This window comes from Mahella australiensis 50-1 BON (assembly GCF_000213255.1).
Lineage (GTDB): Bacteria > Bacillota > Clostridia > Mahellales > Mahellaceae > Mahella > Mahella australiensis.
In genome coordinates this window covers 162,512-178,002 of the sequence record NC_015520.1, presented here as the reverse complement: position 1 = coordinate 178,002, position 15,491 = coordinate 162,512, and the positions used below count along the sequence as shown (strand labels likewise).

The following is a 15,491-nucleotide window of genomic DNA, read 5'->3' as shown; positions in this document are numbered from 1 at the left end:
ATTATACAACATAAGCAGAATAAAATCCATGCCTTTTTTATCGCGAAACGGATCTAATACGAAAGGTCCGGATGTTTAATAACCGTCCGGACCCATTTTCCCCTTGTATGCACTAATTAGCTAAGTACTTATTTCCTCCTATTGCCAAAATTCTTCATACACATTGTCCAGCGAATATTTGCCGGCTGGACCCAACGGGCGGTTTATCCATCTGCCTTTTGTGAAATCCGGAAACGGCATCGGATGCCCTCCCTGAACCACCGACTGCTCTGATAGAACCGTTACGGCCATCCACGTCGCCATATCGTAAACGTCTATCGGCGTCGGCAAACCGGTCTTTACGCTCTCTACAAAAGCCATCAGGCACAGGTAATCCATGCCGCCATGCGAACCTCGCACGCCCATCTTTATATATTCCCTCCATAGCGGATGCTCGTATTCATCCAGGTATTTGTCGAAGGATTCCCATGTATGTTCCTGGCTCCTGCCTTCTATATAGATCGAATTGTTGTCCTCCATCCAAATGCCTTTTGTTCCCTGTACCCTACCGGCTCTGGAATACGGGCGCGGCAATGTAGTATCGTGTATCACCATAATCGTTTCTCCGTGAGCACATTTTATCATGGTAGTGGCCACATCGCCCTGCGTGAAATCGGCTTCGGCCAGCGGATGGCGTTCCCCTAAGTTATCCATCACCCAATTATGCAACCCTCTGGCCTTGGATGCCATGGAGCTTAATGTTAAAAACCGGTTGCCTCTGTTGATGTTTAAATACTTGGCCACCGGTCCCAGTCCATGAGTGGGATATACATCGCCGTTTCTGTTCAGATAATTGTGAATCCTATAGTGCCTGTTTTCTATGCCCATAGCCACTTCTTCACGAAGGTCATGTTCGTATCCGCATTGGCAATGTATAAGCTCGCCGAATATACCTTTTTTAACCATATTGAGCAGAGCCATTTCATTGCGGCCATAGCAGCAATTCTCGAGCATCATGCAAGGTATCCCGGTTTGCTCTGAGGTCCTGACAAGCTCCCAGCACTCCTCGATCGAGGATGCACCGCCCACTTCCGAAGCCGTATATTTGCCGGCTTTCATGGCATCTACAGCTATCATGGCGTGGGTAGTCCATGAGGTGGCTATGATAACGCCTTGAATATCGTCTCTGGCCAATAACTCTTTGTAATCGCTGTATCCCTGCGGTCTTGGACGCCCGAGAGATTCAAACTGATCGGCGGCCATCTGCACTCTGTCATCCAATACATCGCAAATTGCAGGTATCGACACATCCTCCATATCCAAAAGGATTTTGGATAAGCCCCTGCCACGGCCGCCGAGGCCAATGACACCTAATACAACCTCGTTTGAATTATTCCTCTCCATCTTTCAGATCACCCCTCAAATAATTTTTGACTCGACAAATTGTCTTAAAGCCGGCCTATGGGCATTAGCTGTCCTCCTCAAATGACTGCCACACTGATTCGTATCTCCTTACAGTCTTACTACTTGCGACAAATTCGGGGGTGAATCAGGGTCTATGCCTTTAACAGATGTAGCCAGGTAAAATGCCAGCAATTGAGCCTGGATGATGTAAATAGGAAGCCTCACCCACTGGCTCATACCGCATGCTATATCCATTACATAATCGGCCGCCGGTCTTACCCTTTCTCCTGCACCGTCGCATATGGCAAGCGTCACCCCGCCCAGGCCTTTGATTTCCTCAAGCAGGTTTGCCTCATATTCGATGGCATCGTCCGACATAAACATGGATATGAGCATATTCGGATTGACTATGGATTTAGGCCCATGGCGGAACTCCATGGCGTGATAACCCTCGGATGTTACTATAGCCATTTCTTTCACCTTAAGCATGGCCTCCTGCGACAGCCCGTAATTCGGCCCGGACCCAAGATAAACGAAATGCGACAAAGAACGGCTTGACATAATCGTTTGGGCTAAATCATTCATATCGGGCAGCAGCCTTTCAGCCTCCGAAGCCAAACGCGAAGCCTCTTTCAACAAATCGTTTTCTTTTGCCGCGGAAAATGCCGCCAACATCAATATGTAAAGCATACTTGAAAATGATCCGGTCATAACCACGCTCTGCTCTTTTGCTTCACGCGATATAATATATCGATCAGCCACGTAGCATAGGTCGCTGTCGGCACAGCAGCTTATGGCCAACGCGAATACATTCGGCTGCTCTTTTAATACCCGCACAGCCTTTACGGTTTCAGTAGTTTGTCCCGAGCGCGACACCGCTATGAGCAACACCCTTTGGCCGTGCAAATATGTATTGGTAAAGAGAAAAAGTTCGGACGACGGTACAGCCTTGACCGGCATGCGCAAAAAATGCGCTAGTACAGGCGTCGCAGCCTGCGATAGGTAATACGATGTGCCGCAACCGGTTATTATAATCTCATCCGGCGCATACTCCTTCAATATGCCGCTGAATACCGATGCTATATCATCTCTATCATTCCATACAGCATCAAATATAAATGGCTGGCGCGATATTTCATCCAATGTTTTTTGTCCTTTTTGCATTGTCGGACTCCTTTCATTATATTGTTATAACCAATTATACCATCGATGCCCCGGCCGTGTAAAGCATTATGTCAATATTACCTTATATTTATATCTGTCGCCTCTTATCAAGCCCACATTGTATTCCACCGGCCGGTCAAAGGCATATGTTATGCGTTCGAGGCGCAAAACCGGTGAGCCGTGCGGTATACCGAGGTAATCGGCCTCTTTTGCGTCGGCAAGCACCGCTTCAAAGCTCTCCTGGGCTTTGCTAGGAAACACATTATATCTCTCGCGAAATAAATCATACAAAGCATGCTCTTTTACGTCCCTCTCGGTCAATGTAGGGCATATCTCATACGGCACATATGATACCTCCAGTATAACCGGCTGTTCATCGGCCAGGCGCAAACGGCGTATGATAAAAATATCCGCGCCTTCGGGTAGATCAAGAAACTGTGCTATCTCATCCAATGCTTTGCCCTTTCTAAATGATATAATACGTGTAGATGGGTTATATCCCTGTTTCTTCATCTCATCGGTAAAACTATAAAAGCCGGACAAAAGCTGTTCTATCTTAGGCGCTGCTACAAATGTTCCTTTGCCCTGTTTGCGATAAAGCAGTCCTTCGTTTTCCAGCTCGCCCAAAGCCAGCCTAACGGTAGCCCGGCTGACGCCATAGGCATCGCACAGTTCGCGTTCAGTTGGTATGCGGTCATTGACCTTCCATTGTCCGGAATGTATCTTATCGGCCAATATCGTTTTCAATTGGTAATAGAGCGACATGGGCGATCTCTCATCCAGTACAGTTTTCGGGGTCATATACTACCATGCTCCTTTTGTTTTTATAATATTATATCATATTGACAATTTTAAGAAAGTATCGGAAAATGCATACCAGATCGATGGGGAAATAATCGAGGCGCATCAAGGCAGTATAAACTTCAATATCACCAAAAGTATGACACCAGGTACGCCTAAGAAGCCAACTATGAGGGCGGTCAACGGATTGATGGCCAATGTAAAACCGAAATAGCTGCCTATCAGATTCAGCAGCCATAATACAACACCGCCTATTATGCCATTGTATATAAGACGCCATACTATCTTGAGCGGCACCAGCAGCAGCCATCCCACCAGATAAAGCAGCACCAACCCTCCTGCAAAAGCCAGTATAGTGCTGAATTGTATATCTATGGCCAATAAATTAAACCACCACATAGCAAGCTCCTCCTTCGCTAATAATTGCTATTCATTTTATATATGATTAATCTGTCACATAGCGATATTCTATATATATGGCGGACAGCCTGTATGCAGAACTTAACCTTCTAGGCTGTCCGCATTAATCTTTATACCCAATATTTTTGCCTGCTTTATAAGGTACATATATTTGCGCCGAGCAGCTTCCACACCGTATATCGCATAATCCACCAAATCCGGGTCATTGACGCTATTAAAGAAGTTTTGAGCAGCCAGCCATTCCTCTCTGGCCTGCTGCAATGTATTTATAAATTCAACGGTTTCTTGGTCATACACGCTGTTATCTTCGGGTATATCGCCTAAGAAACTCAGGAAAGCCAACTTTTTCATTTTAGGTTAATCCTCCCAATAGAATGAAATAAACATTTTAATTGTTTCCATTCATTGAGAGGATTATACATCATTACATCTCGCGGCGTCCTTCCAATGCCCTGGTTATAGTCACCTCATCGGCATACTCCAGGTCGCCGCCCACCGGTATGCCGTTGGCTATGCGCGTTACCTTAAAACCCATGGGCTTGAGCATGCGCGATATATAGAGGGCCGTGGCCTCCCCTTCCACGCTGGGATTTGTGGCCAGTATGACCTCTTTTACCTGGCTGTCGCGTAAACGGGTTAACAGCTCCTTTATGCGTATGTCGTCAGGGCCTACGCCATCTATCGGGGATATTGCACCGTGCAATACATGGTAAAGCCCGTTATACCCTCGCGTCTTCTCCATAGCCACTACATCGGTAGGGCTCTCTACGACGCATATCGTGCTGTTATCGCGGGTAGAGCTGCTGCATATCGCGCATGGGTCCACATCGGTCAAGTTCCCGCATATAGAACAGTATATTATCTTATCCCGCGCATCGTTTATCGACTGGGCCAGGGTGTGTACGGCGTCTTTGGGCATATGCAGCATATAAAAAGCCAGCCTCTGCGCGGTCTTAGGCCCTATACCAGGCAGCTTCGAAAGCTCGTTTATCAGACGCGAAATCGGTTCAGCATAATAATTCATATTTCGCCCCGGTTAAAATAGACCGGGTATATTTAATCCTCCCGTGAGTTTTTGCATTTCCTCAGCCATCATATCCTCGGCCTTATGCAGCGCCTCGTTGCATGCAGCTAGTACCAGATCCTGCAGCATCTCCACATCGTCCGGATCTACGACCTGAGGGTCGATCTTTATATCGACGAGTTCCTTTTTGCCATTTGCCACAACGGTAACCATGCCGCCACCGGCGGTAGCCTCTACCGTTTTATTCTGCAGCTCCTCCTGCACCTTTGCCATCTCCTGCTGCATCTTTTGCGCTTGTTTCATCATCTGGTTGACATTAAAATTCCCTCCGGGAAATCCTCCTTTTGGCATGTTCCAGTCCCCTTTCTATTTTAAATAATCCACTTCGGGATAACTGCGCAGTATATCGTCCAATATAGCCTTAGCCACATCGTATTGGCCTACCAGCGGATGGGACATGAGCGCCAGCACCGCTTTGTCGTATGAGCCTTCATATATGGCCTGTACCGTCATGGATTCAAAAGCCTTAACCGCCTGCACCAGGCCTCTCACATAAAGCGGCATCTTGGTGGCATCGGTGCGCCACATCTTAAGCGCATCTATATCCTCCGACACCTCTACTACCGCATTGTCATCCAGGCCCGCTATACGCCCACGATTGCGTATATTGACTATAAAGCGGCCCTTACGGTTTGAAGCATAAGCGACCATGAACGGTACTACGGCGTGGCTGTACCATATGGCGTTTCTTTGCCTTATAATCTGCGGTATTTCGTCGAGTTCGGGCTGCGCGAATAATCTGCTCAACTGCTGCTCGTTCTCATACAACACCTGGCCGCGCACTGGCTGTTGTTTCTGTTCCTCAACCACCTGGCTATGATGATAAAAATGCCGCAAAAACGGCACCGGCACCAGCCTCATACTGCGCACAAGATCGGCATCTATCCCCAACCCGAGCTGTTCTGCATGTTCGAATACAGCGGTGGTAATATCATCCCCATTATAATATATATTACTATAAAAGCCGAGATGATTCAAACCAAAATATCGGCCGCTCAATCCATCATAGTCGAGATTCAAAACATCAGCGACGCGCGTGAGGACGATAAGCGGCAGATCGCATATCCCTATTATATTTATATTCTCGCGGTTTAAAATTGCCTCCACTACTATGCTGGCAGGGTTAGTCAGATCTACCACCAACGCTTCGGGCGCCCATCGGCGTATATCAGCTGCTATATCGGCCATAACAGGCACGGTGCGAAGCGCACAGCTAAAACCGCCCGGGCCAACTGTTTCATCGCCTATAATCCCGTAGCGGCGCGGTATAGACTCGTCTATCGCCCTGGCTTGCATACCGCCAACGCGGATCTGGCACAATATAAGCTGGCTGCCTTCTATAGCCCTCCTGCGATCGGTGGTAAATGTAACCGCAGTATCGATACCTGCTTTCTTGAACATATTGGCTCCAAAGCGCGCCACATCCGCGAGTTTTGACTCGTTCCTACCGTGCAATGCCAGCTCTGTGATCCTTATATCCTCTTTATGCTGCACCAACGCCTCAAAAAGCAGCGATGTATAGTAACTGCTGCCACCCAGTACGCTAAGTTTCATCATCTATTACCTCCACTTTATCCTCTCCGAAAAGCTCTTTGGCTTTTTCCACTATATCCACATCCTTTGCCGGCTCATGCGCTGCAGCTTGGCCTGTAATACATTTCACTCTTAGTTCTTCGCCGGTCACATCCGATATAGCCTTCTCCACCAACTGCCTGTTCTCATCCTTTTCGACAGCGGCAGCAAAGATGCCTCCACCCTCAGGAAACACCAGCGTTAACTGCTCGCCTTCCAACGCAGCTGGTTTGCCGTTGCACAGAAACGTATATACGGTCATCTTTTCCTTTTTTACGGCCTGCAATACGGCAGGCCACGCGCGCATGACTTCATTTAATCCATCAGCCTTTGCCTCCGTCTGCACTGAGGCAGGTTGAGCAGGCGGTTTGTCGGCAGCTTTGAGCTCTTTGGGCACCGGTTTGGTCTTCTGCGATGGCTTGGTTTGAGCGCTTTGTTTTTCAGCACCTACTGTATCGGTGCCTTTCATCAAGCCATCCAGCTTGCCTTCCAGCATATCCATGCGCGCCACTATGGCATCCATAGAGCTTTCCTCCCTCAAGTGGCACAGCTTTATAGCCATCATCTCTACGGTTATGCGCGGCTGAGCAGCAAAACGCAATTGATTATCGGTAACCGAAAGTATATCCATATACGCTATAAGCTTTCGCTCATCGAGCTTGTCGGCCTGGGCTTTATAGACATCCATTTGATGCTGCGAGGCCCATATCATTGTCTCAGGCTGACGGCAGGACTTGACTATCATGAGATCGCGCACATACCAGGCTATCTCGCGTACAAGGGCGGTAAGATCCCTGCCCTGATCCACTGCCTGGTCTATCAACGACAAAGCGCCTCCGTCATCTCCTGCTATAACGGCATCGACCAGACCGGCCACGAAGTCGGTACCACTGGCGCCAAGCATATCTAATACGTCAGTATAACCTATATTGCCGTCGCAAAAGGATAACGCCTGATCCAGCATACTTAAGGCATCCCTCATAGCCCCCTGTGCCGAGCGCGCTATAAGCTGCAGCGCTTCATCTTCGGCATGCGCCCCTGTAGCGGTCAGTATAACACGCATACGCTCCACCATATCTTGCTCACTTATGCGCCTGAAATCGTAGCGTTGGCAGCGCGACAGTATGGTAGCCGGCAAGCGATGAGGCTCGGTGGTAGCCAGTATGAATATCACATGCTCCGGCGGTTCTTCCAACGTCTTGAGCAACGCGTTGAAAGCCCCGGTCGACAGCATATGCACCTCATCTATTATATATATTTTATAGCGTCCTATAGTGGGAGGATACTTCACCTTCTCCCTCAGGTCCCTTATCTCATCTACGCCGTTATTGGAAGCAGCGTCTATCTCTATTATATCCATATTGCTTTCATCGGAAAGCTTTGTACACACATCGCAGCGACCGCACGGATTCCCGTCGACAGGCGACAGGCAGTTGACCGCCCTGGCCATTATCTTGGCCGTGCTGGTCTTACCCGTACCCCTTGAGCCGCAAAAAAGGTATGCGTGAGCTATACGATGGTTCATTATCTGATGCCTCAACGTCCTGACAACGGCCGGCTGGCCGTACACGTCGTCGAAGGTTTGAGGCCGCCATTTCCTGTATATCGCTGTATATGCCATAAACATCATCACCCATTACATTATACCAGAAATATAGACAAAAAACCGTTGAGTAGATATAAAAAATAGTGTAAAATTAGCTGAGTAGTAACGAAGATTTAAAGGAAGCAACATGAAAAAATCAGATTACATGCAATTGCCCAGGCGCTTGTCCGCTTTGGAAGGCGCTTATTGGTCGGCCAGCGCCTGCTATTATGCCTATATAGTGATGTATTTGAGCCGGCAAGGCTACAGTAATAGCTCTATAGGAGCTATTATATCGCTGACTGCTGTCATATCCATAATATCACCGCCTATATGGGGTTATATAAGCGATCGCACGGGAGCCATCAACAAGATCATGGTCGCATGCGCCTCGCTGACTGCCATAGCAATACTTATATTGCCTTTTATAAATCAATTATGGGCTATAGCCCTTATAATGGCTCTGATAGCCTTTACCGACAGCCCAAATCCCCCGCTTTTGGACAGCATGGTCATGCAGAATATGCACCGCATGAGCAATACCAGCTATGGAAGCATACGACTTTGGGGATCTATAGGCTATGCCATAACAGCCTACCTTATAGGTTTATTTATGGAAATATATGGCACTGGTATTATGTTTATAGCATACAGCTTCTTCGCAATATTCGTTATAAAAATAGTGCTGTCGTTACCCGATCCCGGTGTTGTTATAAAGTCAGAAGATGCTGCAAACGCTAAAACACAGCCCAGCGCGCTGTCATTATTCGTCAATCCGAATTTTGTGCTATTTCTAATATTCGGCTCGCTTCTTTTTACGCCGCATAAAGCCAGCTTTACGTTTCTGCCCCAGTTATTCGCAAGCGTCGGAGGTACCAGCGCTCAATTGGGAATGGCATGGTTCGTATCGGCAGCCAGCGAAGCACCGATATTATTTCTTGGACAGCGCCTTAATACGCGCTATAAGCCGTTGCACATTATATTAATATCGTCAGTATTTTTCATAGCGCGGTTGTTGATATATGCTTTTACCTATACGCCATGGTTGGCTATATTGAACCAGGTATTGCAAGGCCTATCCTTCGGGCTATTTCTGACCGGCACGGTATACTATATAAACGAAATAGCACCCGACGGCCTCAAGGCTACTGCTCAGACCATAGCCACCGCGGCATACATGGGTGTAAGCGGCATACTGGGCAGTTATCTCGGCGGCGTTATAATAGATCGTTATGAGATACACACCATGTATAAGGCGGGCATAATGGTGCAAGCCATAGCAGTGATAGGCTTCATGTTGTCCACGATAATACTTCGTCATAAAAGCAGCAAGGCAGCATAACTACTCAGCCTGAAGGCAGCATTTCGCAAAAATGCGAATATATGTTTGACTTATGGTTGCTGCTGTAGTATAATAAATAATAAAAGAAACAGCATCTGCCCAAAAGCAAAATTTGATAAATACGAAGGGAGGAAATAGCGTATCTTGCTCAATTTGAATAGGGCTTTTACGCTTAATAGATGATTAACATAAGTACATATGAACATACGGATTTGATGACCGTTAAAGAAGCCAGCGATTGGGCTGCTCAATATCTAAATAAGAAGGTTACAGAATCGAATATATTATACCTTATACAATACGGTAAAATCAAAAAGATAAGTCAAAATGGTTCCGTATTGGTTTCCAGATATGAACTGGAGAATTATTATGAGTCATATTATGGCAGAAAAGAGGTCGATTGGAAGAACAAATTGGGAGAAGATCTGAATTGGGCATTGTCTTTCGAACACGTAAAAGAGGCTGAGACTACTAAACATGTTCACAGACTTCATCCGTATAAAGGAAAGTTTATTCCTCAGTTAGTAGAATATTTCTTGGACGACCACACAGATGATTTTAAAAAAGAAACTTATTTCAGAAAGGGAGATATTGTTTTGGACCCTTTTTGCGGTAGCGGTACAACTTTAGTGCAATGCAACGAGCTGGATATGCACGCTATAGGCATTGACGTATCTGCTTTCAATGCTTTGATAAGCAATGTAAAGGTGCTAAAATATGATTTAACTGATGTATTTGTCGAAACACAAAATATAACCAAGGCACTGGACCGATTTTCAGCTGAATTAAAAATAACCGAATTTGAAGAAGAATTACAAAATAAGCTTTCTGAGTTCAATGACAGATATTTCCCTTCTCCTGATTTTAAGTATTGGATAAGCGAAGGAAAAATTAGAGAAGACGAATATAGTAAACAAAAAGCAATGGAGTTCATGATTATTTATAACGAATTAGTTAATAAATATGGAATAAAGCTAACACAAGACAAAAGTGACACATTTTTAGATAAGTGGTATCTAGAAAATGTCCGAAAGGAGATCGATTATGTTTTTTCGTTAATAAAAGGCATTAAGAATATTAATACCAAAAAAATAATCAGCATTATTTTAAGCCGTACTATTCGTTCTTGCAGAGCTACCACCCATTCTGACTTAGCGACGCTCAAGGAACCGGTGATTTCAACATATTACTGCACCAAGCACAAAAAGCTTTGTAAACCTATTTTTTCTATAAAAAACTGGTGGCAAAGATATAGCAAGGATACAATAAAGAGATTAACAGATTTTGACAAAATAAGGACCCGAACTTTTCAAATATGTTTAACCGGTGATTCACGCACAATAGATATAGTTCGCGAATTGGAAAACAAAAACAAATTATTTGCTGAAATGGTAAGCAAACAAAAAATAAGCGGTATATTCTCTAGTCCCCCATATGTTGGCCTTATAGACTATCATGAACAGCATGCCTATGCTTATGACCTGTTTGGTTTTGCTCGTAAGGATGAGCTAGAAATAGGGCCGCTTTACAAGGGACAGAATAAGGAAGCCAGAGAATCTTATATAGAGGGGATAGCTCAGGTACTCAATAATTGCAAGCGTTTTATGGTAAAAGATTATAATGTATTTTTGGTCGCCAACGATAAATACAATCTATATCCAACCATTGCCGAACAAGCAGGTATGAAAATTGTCAACCAATATAAACGCCCCGTGTTAAATAGAACGGAGAGAGATAAAGGCGCATATTCCGAAATAATATTTCATTTAAAGGAAAATAGTTAATATGCCACTGACAAACAATGAGATTGATTATGTAAAAGAGACATTGCGTAATAGTCTTAGAAATAAAATGAAAAACTATAATCCCGAGCCTGCCAGTATGCCCTTTCACACTAGGCTTCTCGGCAAAGACAGGCTCGCGTTATATTCCTTTATCCATTCATTAAATACAAATTTTGGAACATCAATTTTTGAACCGGTTGCATTAGCGCTTGCAAAAGGTCGATTCAAAAATGCTAAAATCAAAGCTGATGCAGGTAGTTATATTTCTGAATATGCCCAAAAAACGATACAAAACATAATTGACGGCTTGACTGCGGCTAAAATCCTTCCTGATAAAGAAAGAGAAATCGAGTCCATTCGGCAGGTTTGCAAAGTCGGACAAATGAACAAAGTAAAGTTAACTAAAGTAGATATCTTTATCGAAAGTTTCGATGATGAGATATATATGTTCGATCTTAAAACCGCCAAACCAAATATAGGTGAATTTAAAGGGTTCAAGCGCACGCTTCTTGAATGGGTAGCCGCTTATCTTGCGGAAAATCCTAATGGGAAGATACATACTTGTATTGCTATCCCATATAATCCCTACGAACCAGAACCATATAATCGTTGGACTATGCGTGGTATGTTGGATATTGATAATGAATTGCTTGTCGCCAGCGAGCTATGGAATTTTTTGGGTGATGAAGGTGCGTATGAAAACATTCTCGATTGTTTTGAATCGGTTGGTGTAGAACTTCGATCTGAAATCGATGAATATTTTGCTAAGTTTAAATTATAAAAAAGAGGCCGGATAAATGGATACAGTAGAAAAACTCGGTATACTGGGCATGGGCGCAAGATATGATATGTGCGGATGTGGCCGTGTCTCGGAAGACGACTATATAAACAACGGCATCTACCGCGTCAAGACATCCAGCGGTACCTGCTCTATATTTAAGGTGCTGCTGTCCAACGAGTGTACGCGTGACTGCGCATATTGTCAGAACCGCATACAACGCGATATACCGCGAACTACCATTGCGCCCGAAGACATGGCACGCCTTTTTATACAGCTCTTTCGCCAGCGTAAAGTGCAGGGCCTGTTTTTAAGTTCAGGCATACAGCCCAATTCCTCAGCCAGCATGGATAATTTGATAAAAACAGCGCAGATATTGCGCCAGCGGTATAACTATAAAGGCTACATACATATGAAAATACTGCCCGGCGCCTCCACCGCGCATATAGAAGCAGCAGCAACGGTAGCCAATAGGTTATCTATAAACCTCGAGGTACCGGATGCGGAGCACCTTAAAATGCTCAGCCGTTCTAAACGTTATGCCGATTTGGCCGGCGGTATGGAATATATAAGCAAACTAAGGCAAAAGGGCATACGCATAAGCCAAACCACTCAGTTCATAGTTGGAGCAGCCGATGAGAGCGATAGGGACATTGTCTATGCCACGTGGAACCTGAAAGAGCGTTTCTCACTGGCGCGCACATATTTCAGCGCGTTTACGCCGGTCATAGACACGCCTCTTGAGAATAAGGCTCCTACGCCATTGATACGCGAAACACGTCTTTATCAGGTGGACTTTTTATTTCGACAGTATGGCTTCACCCCGGACCAGCTCGTGTTCGATAACAGCGGCCATCTGCTGCAGGATGTTGACCCGAAAACGGCCTTTGCCCTGCATAATCCCCAGCTATACCCCATAGAAATAAACAGGGCCGATTATCAAACACTGCTGCTTATACCAGGCATAGGACCTATATCGGCAAAACGCATAGAAGCCATGCGCCGCATCGGCAAAATCACAGACCCTATGCAGTTAAAGGCCACAGGCGCTGTTTTAAAGCACTTGCTGCCTTTTGTAACTATAAACGGCAAATATTATCCTTCGCTGGACGCCGCCGCAAAAGGCGGGCAGCAGTTAACGCTGTGGGATTACAATGCCGCCGGCAACAACAGAGCAGGTATAATTTCGGCATAGTGGTTTCTCATCGCACCAGCTTTATTATATCGCCTATACCGTCCACAACGTAATCAGGCTTTACAGCGGAATGCTCTAAATCATCAACAGTGGTTTCTCCGGTCAATACCAATATGGAGGTTATGCCGCCGTTAATGCCGGTTTGTATATCAGTATAAAGCCTATCGCCCACTATGGCAAGCTGCTGCGGCCCTAAACCGGTTTTTTCAAATATACACTTTATTATCTCTCCGTATGGCTTTCCCACTATGAACGGCTGCTTGCTTGTCGAGGCTTCTATAAAAGCGATTATAGCGCCACAGTCTGGCATAACGCCTCCCTCCACAGGGCAATTGAGATCGGGATGTGTGGCTATATATGTTACACCTTCTCTTATAAAATCACAGGCTTTCCACAACTTATCATATGTCAGCGTCGTATCGAAACCCACCACCACGAAATCCGGTTCATCATCGACCACAATAAGGCCATATTCCTCCAATTCCTGTCGTAGATACTGCGTGCCTACAAGAAATACGCGCCTGCCTTTATTTTGCCTTTTTAGATATATGGCAGTGGCCTGCCCTGATGTGAATACCTTATCGCCGGTGATATCATTGAGCCCCATTCTCCGTATCTTATCCGCATAAAAGGCAGCACTTTTGGAAGAATTATTTGTTAAAAAGAGATAATCGCGCCCGGTAGCCTTCAGAAAGTCTATAAACTCCATAGCGCCGGGTAGCAAACGGTTTCCCAGATAAAACGTCCCATCCATGTCCAATATAAAACATTTAATATTATTTAACGCCATAAGACCCTCTTTACACTCGTTTTTATCTATATTATATCATCGCTTTTGATGTATTCCTATAAAAAATCATCGCTATTTTCTACAGTATATATTACCATTTTATTACACGCCAAATTGACACAATGCATATTTAAGCATATAATATCACTTATAGATAAATTCTCGGTATATATACCAAACGAGAGGGAGATTGCTTTGAAGTTGGCTGCATCAAAAGATGGGCATGGGGATGAGGATCGACAACGTTCTAATGAATTATTAAAGGAAGCTTTGCAAATCACATGGCCGGCTTTTATTGAACTGGTCATGTCAACGCTGTTCGGCATGGTCGACATGATAATGGTAGGACAGGTAAGTCCGAGCGCCATAGCTGCGGTCGGGCTGACAAATCAACCGTTTATGTTGCTTATAGCAGTATTTGCGGCACTAAATGTAGGTACCACCACATTGGTGGCATGGAATATAGGAGCCCGCGACCTCAAAAAAGCGCGTATAGTTACGCGACAATCGCTTACTGTCGGAACGACGCTGGGCATAGTTATAAGCATAATAGGTTTATTTTCCGCCAGATACATAATAATATTTATGGGTGCCAAATCCGATACCATCGGACCGGCCACGCAGTATTTCCAGATCATATCGGCAGGCCTTGTATTTCAGGTTATAACAATGGCCGTCACTTCCGCTTTAAGAGGTGCCGGCGAAACCAGAATACCAATGCTGTACAACGTAGGGGCAAATCTGTTCAACGTATTTGGCAACTATGTGCTCATATATGGCAAATTGGGCTTTCCCGCCCTGGGCGTAACAGGTGCCGCCATATCCACCGATGTAGCGCGTATACTGGCGTGCCTTGCCGGACTCTATATCTTATTCTTCTCGCGCAAGACCAAGCTGGCCTTGACAGTAAAAGGCGATTACCGTCCGGACTTCGACACTATAAAACAGGTATTCAAAATAGGCATACCGGCGGCCGCAGAGCAGTTCGTACTGCAAAGCGGCCTCATACTTTTTGCTCGTACCGTATCGGGATTAGGGACGGCCACATATGCCGCGCATCAGATAGGGCTAAATATAAACGGCTTGACATTCTCGCCCAGCCAGGCCTTCGGCGTAGCAGCCACAACTATGGTAGGGCAGAGCCTTGGCGCCAATGATATAAAAAAAGCAAATGAATGCGCCAACCTTATTCATAAAATGGGAATGGCCGTAGCGTGTTTCGTGGGCTTGATGTTCATATTATTCTCCCACCCCATAGCGCGGCTTTATACCAACGATCTGGCAGTAGCGGCCATGGCCGGCACGGTGCTCAAAATCATGGCCCTGGCACAGCCTGGGCAATCCACCCAGTTAGTGCTCGCCGGTGCACTGCGCGGCGCCGGCGACACTATGTACCCGCTGTATGCTTCGGCCCTGGGTATATGGGTATTCCGCGTCGTTATGGCCTATATATTCGTCAATATATTCGGCTGGGGCCTTATAGGCGCATGGGTGGCCATGGTACTCGATCAGTACACCCGCTCGGCCATCGTATATATGCGCTATCGCTCAGGTAAATGGAAGTATATTAAAAGCCGCGTCGATATGGAATGA

The 15,491-nt window shown here is 45.6% G+C and carries 15 protein-coding genes; 5 read left to right on the top strand and 10 right to left on the bottom strand.

Annotated features, from left to right (window positions below):
* Positions 1 to 138 precede the first annotated feature (138 nt).
* From MAHAU_RS00805 to dnaX, 9 genes are all read right to left on the bottom strand, one after another.
* Positions 139 to 1,383, bottom strand: coding sequence for a Gfo/Idh/MocA family protein (locus MAHAU_RS00805; RefSeq protein WP_013779825.1), 1,245 nt, complete (start codon positions 1,381 to 1,383; stop codon positions 139 to 141).
* A gap of 108 nt (positions 1,384 to 1,491) precedes the next feature.
* Positions 1,492 to 2,547: an SIS domain-containing protein gene (locus tag MAHAU_RS00800; protein ID WP_013779824.1), complete on the bottom strand. Its 1,056-nt coding sequence runs from the start codon at positions 2,545 to 2,547 to the stop codon at positions 1,492 to 1,494.
* A gap of 66 nt (positions 2,548 to 2,613) precedes the next feature.
* The gene (locus MAHAU_RS00795; RefSeq protein ID WP_013779823.1) at positions 2,614 to 3,348 is read right to left on the bottom strand and encodes a GntR family transcriptional regulator; all 735 of its coding nucleotides are present in this window, start codon (positions 3,346 to 3,348) and stop codon (positions 2,614 to 2,616) included.
* A gap of 105 nt (positions 3,349 to 3,453) precedes the next feature.
* Positions 3,454 to 3,747 carry a pro-sigmaK processing inhibitor BofA family protein gene (locus MAHAU_RS00790; protein ID WP_013779822.1) on the bottom strand — a complete coding sequence of 98 codons (294 nt, stop codon included), beginning with the start codon at positions 3,745 to 3,747 and terminating at the stop codon, positions 3,454 to 3,456.
* Between the two features lie 102 nt (positions 3,748 to 3,849).
* Positions 3,850 to 4,119, bottom strand: a complete 270-nt coding sequence (locus MAHAU_RS00785) for a YaaL family protein (protein WP_013779821.1) — start codon at positions 4,117 to 4,119, stop codon at positions 3,850 to 3,852.
* Positions 4,120 to 4,192: 73 nt separating this feature from the next.
* Positions 4,193 to 4,792 carry a recombination mediator RecR gene (gene recR, locus MAHAU_RS00780; RefSeq protein ID WP_013779820.1) on the bottom strand — a complete coding sequence of 200 codons (600 nt, stop codon included), beginning with the start codon at positions 4,790 to 4,792 and terminating at the stop codon, positions 4,193 to 4,195.
* Positions 4,793 to 4,804: 12 nt separating this feature from the next.
* A complete protein-coding gene (locus tag MAHAU_RS00775) occupies positions 4,805 to 5,143 on the bottom strand; it encodes a YbaB/EbfC family nucleoid-associated protein (RefSeq protein WP_013779819.1) in 339 nt (112 codons plus the stop codon).
* A 15-nt stretch (positions 5,144 to 5,158) separates the two neighbouring features.
* The gene (locus MAHAU_RS00770; protein ID WP_013779818.1) at positions 5,159 to 6,409 is read right to left on the bottom strand and encodes a family 4 glycosyl hydrolase; all 1,251 of its coding nucleotides are present in this window, start codon (positions 6,407 to 6,409) and stop codon (positions 5,159 to 5,161) included.
* Positions 6,396 to 8,045, bottom strand: a complete 1,650-nt coding sequence (gene dnaX / locus MAHAU_RS00765) for a DNA polymerase III subunit gamma/tau (protein WP_013779817.1) — start codon at positions 8,043 to 8,045, stop codon at positions 6,396 to 6,398. The genes MAHAU_RS00770 and dnaX overlap by 14 nt, the downstream gene beginning before the upstream one ends.
* Before the next feature lie 112 nt (positions 8,046 to 8,157).
* Between dnaX and MAHAU_RS00760 the strand changes: the two genes are divergently transcribed.
* From MAHAU_RS00760 to MAHAU_RS00745, 4 genes are all read left to right on the top strand, one after another.
* Positions 8,158 to 9,351: an MFS transporter gene (locus MAHAU_RS00760; RefSeq protein ID WP_013779816.1), complete on the top strand. Its 1,194-nt coding sequence runs from the start codon at positions 8,158 to 8,160 to the stop codon at positions 9,349 to 9,351.
* Positions 9,352 to 9,530: 179 nt separating this feature from the next.
* Positions 9,531 to 11,135, top strand: a complete 1,605-nt coding sequence (locus MAHAU_RS00755; protein WP_013779815.1) for a DNA methyltransferase — start codon at positions 9,531 to 9,533, stop codon at positions 11,133 to 11,135.
* A 1-nt stretch (position 11,136) separates the two neighbouring features.
* Positions 11,137 to 11,916 (top strand): TdeIII family type II restriction endonuclease, encoded by a 780-nt coding sequence (locus MAHAU_RS00750; RefSeq protein WP_013779814.1) that lies wholly within the window; start codon positions 11,137 to 11,139, stop codon positions 11,914 to 11,916.
* A 16-nt stretch (positions 11,917 to 11,932) separates the two neighbouring features.
* Positions 11,933 to 13,108, top strand: a complete 1,176-nt coding sequence (locus tag MAHAU_RS00745) for a radical SAM protein (protein WP_013779813.1) — start codon at positions 11,933 to 11,935, stop codon at positions 13,106 to 13,108.
* 7 nt (positions 13,109 to 13,115) lie between these two features.
* Here MAHAU_RS00745 and MAHAU_RS00740 read toward each other — a convergent pair whose 3' ends face one another.
* Entirely contained in the window at positions 13,116 to 13,898 is a 783-nt protein-coding gene (locus MAHAU_RS00740; protein ID WP_013779812.1) for an HAD-IIA family hydrolase, read from the bottom strand.
* A gap of 195 nt (positions 13,899 to 14,093) precedes the next feature.
* On the opposite strand from MAHAU_RS00740, the gene MAHAU_RS00735 reads away from it, so the two are divergent.
* Positions 14,094 to 15,491 (top strand): MATE family efflux transporter, encoded by a 1,398-nt coding sequence (locus MAHAU_RS00735; RefSeq protein ID WP_041643734.1) that lies wholly within the window; start codon positions 14,094 to 14,096, stop codon positions 15,489 to 15,491.

Excerpts from the sequence above, each read along its gene's own strand:
- MAHAU_RS00760 (WP_013779816.1), top strand. The coding sequence starts at position 8,158 with ATGAAAAAATCAGATTACATGCAATTGCCCAGGCGCTTGTCCGCTTTG.
- MAHAU_RS00755 (WP_013779815.1), top strand. The coding sequence starts at position 9,531 with ATGATTAACATAAGTACATATGAACATACGGATTTGATGACCGTTAAA.
- MAHAU_RS00785 (WP_013779821.1), bottom strand. The coding sequence starts at position 4,119 with ATGAAAAAGTTGGCTTTCCTGAGTTTCTTAGGCGATATACCCGAAGAT.
- MAHAU_RS00790 (WP_013779822.1), bottom strand. The coding sequence starts at position 3,747 with ATGTGGTGGTTTAATTTATTGGCCATAGATATACAATTCAGCACTATA.
- MAHAU_RS00750 (WP_013779814.1), top strand. The coding sequence starts at position 11,137 with ATGCCACTGACAAACAATGAGATTGATTATGTAAAAGAGACATTGCGT.
- MAHAU_RS00805 (WP_013779825.1), bottom strand. The coding sequence starts at position 1,383 with ATGGAGAGGAATAATTCAAACGAGGTTGTATTAGGTGTCATTGGCCTC.
- MAHAU_RS00775 (WP_013779819.1), bottom strand. The coding sequence starts at position 5,143 with ATGCCAAAAGGAGGATTTCCCGGAGGGAATTTTAATGTCAACCAGATG.
- MAHAU_RS00800 (WP_013779824.1), bottom strand. The coding sequence starts at position 2,547 with ATGCAAAAAGGACAAAAAACATTGGATGAAATATCGCGCCAGCCATTT.
- MAHAU_RS00740 (WP_013779812.1), bottom strand. The coding sequence starts at position 13,898 with ATGGCGTTAAATAATATTAAATGTTTTATATTGGACATGGATGGGACG.
- MAHAU_RS00795 (WP_013779823.1), bottom strand. The coding sequence starts at position 3,348 with ATGACCCCGAAAACTGTACTGGATGAGAGATCGCCCATGTCGCTCTAT.
- MAHAU_RS00745 (WP_013779813.1), top strand. The coding sequence starts at position 11,933 with ATGGATACAGTAGAAAAACTCGGTATACTGGGCATGGGCGCAAGATAT.
- recR (WP_013779820.1), bottom strand. The coding sequence starts at position 4,792 with ATGAATTATTATGCTGAACCGATTTCGCGTCTGATAAACGAGCTTTCG.
- MAHAU_RS00770 (WP_013779818.1), bottom strand. The coding sequence starts at position 6,409 with ATGATGAAACTTAGCGTACTGGGTGGCAGCAGTTACTATACATCGCTG.
- dnaX (WP_013779817.1), bottom strand. The coding sequence starts at position 8,045 with ATGGCATATACAGCGATATACAGGAAATGGCGGCCTCAAACCTTCGAC.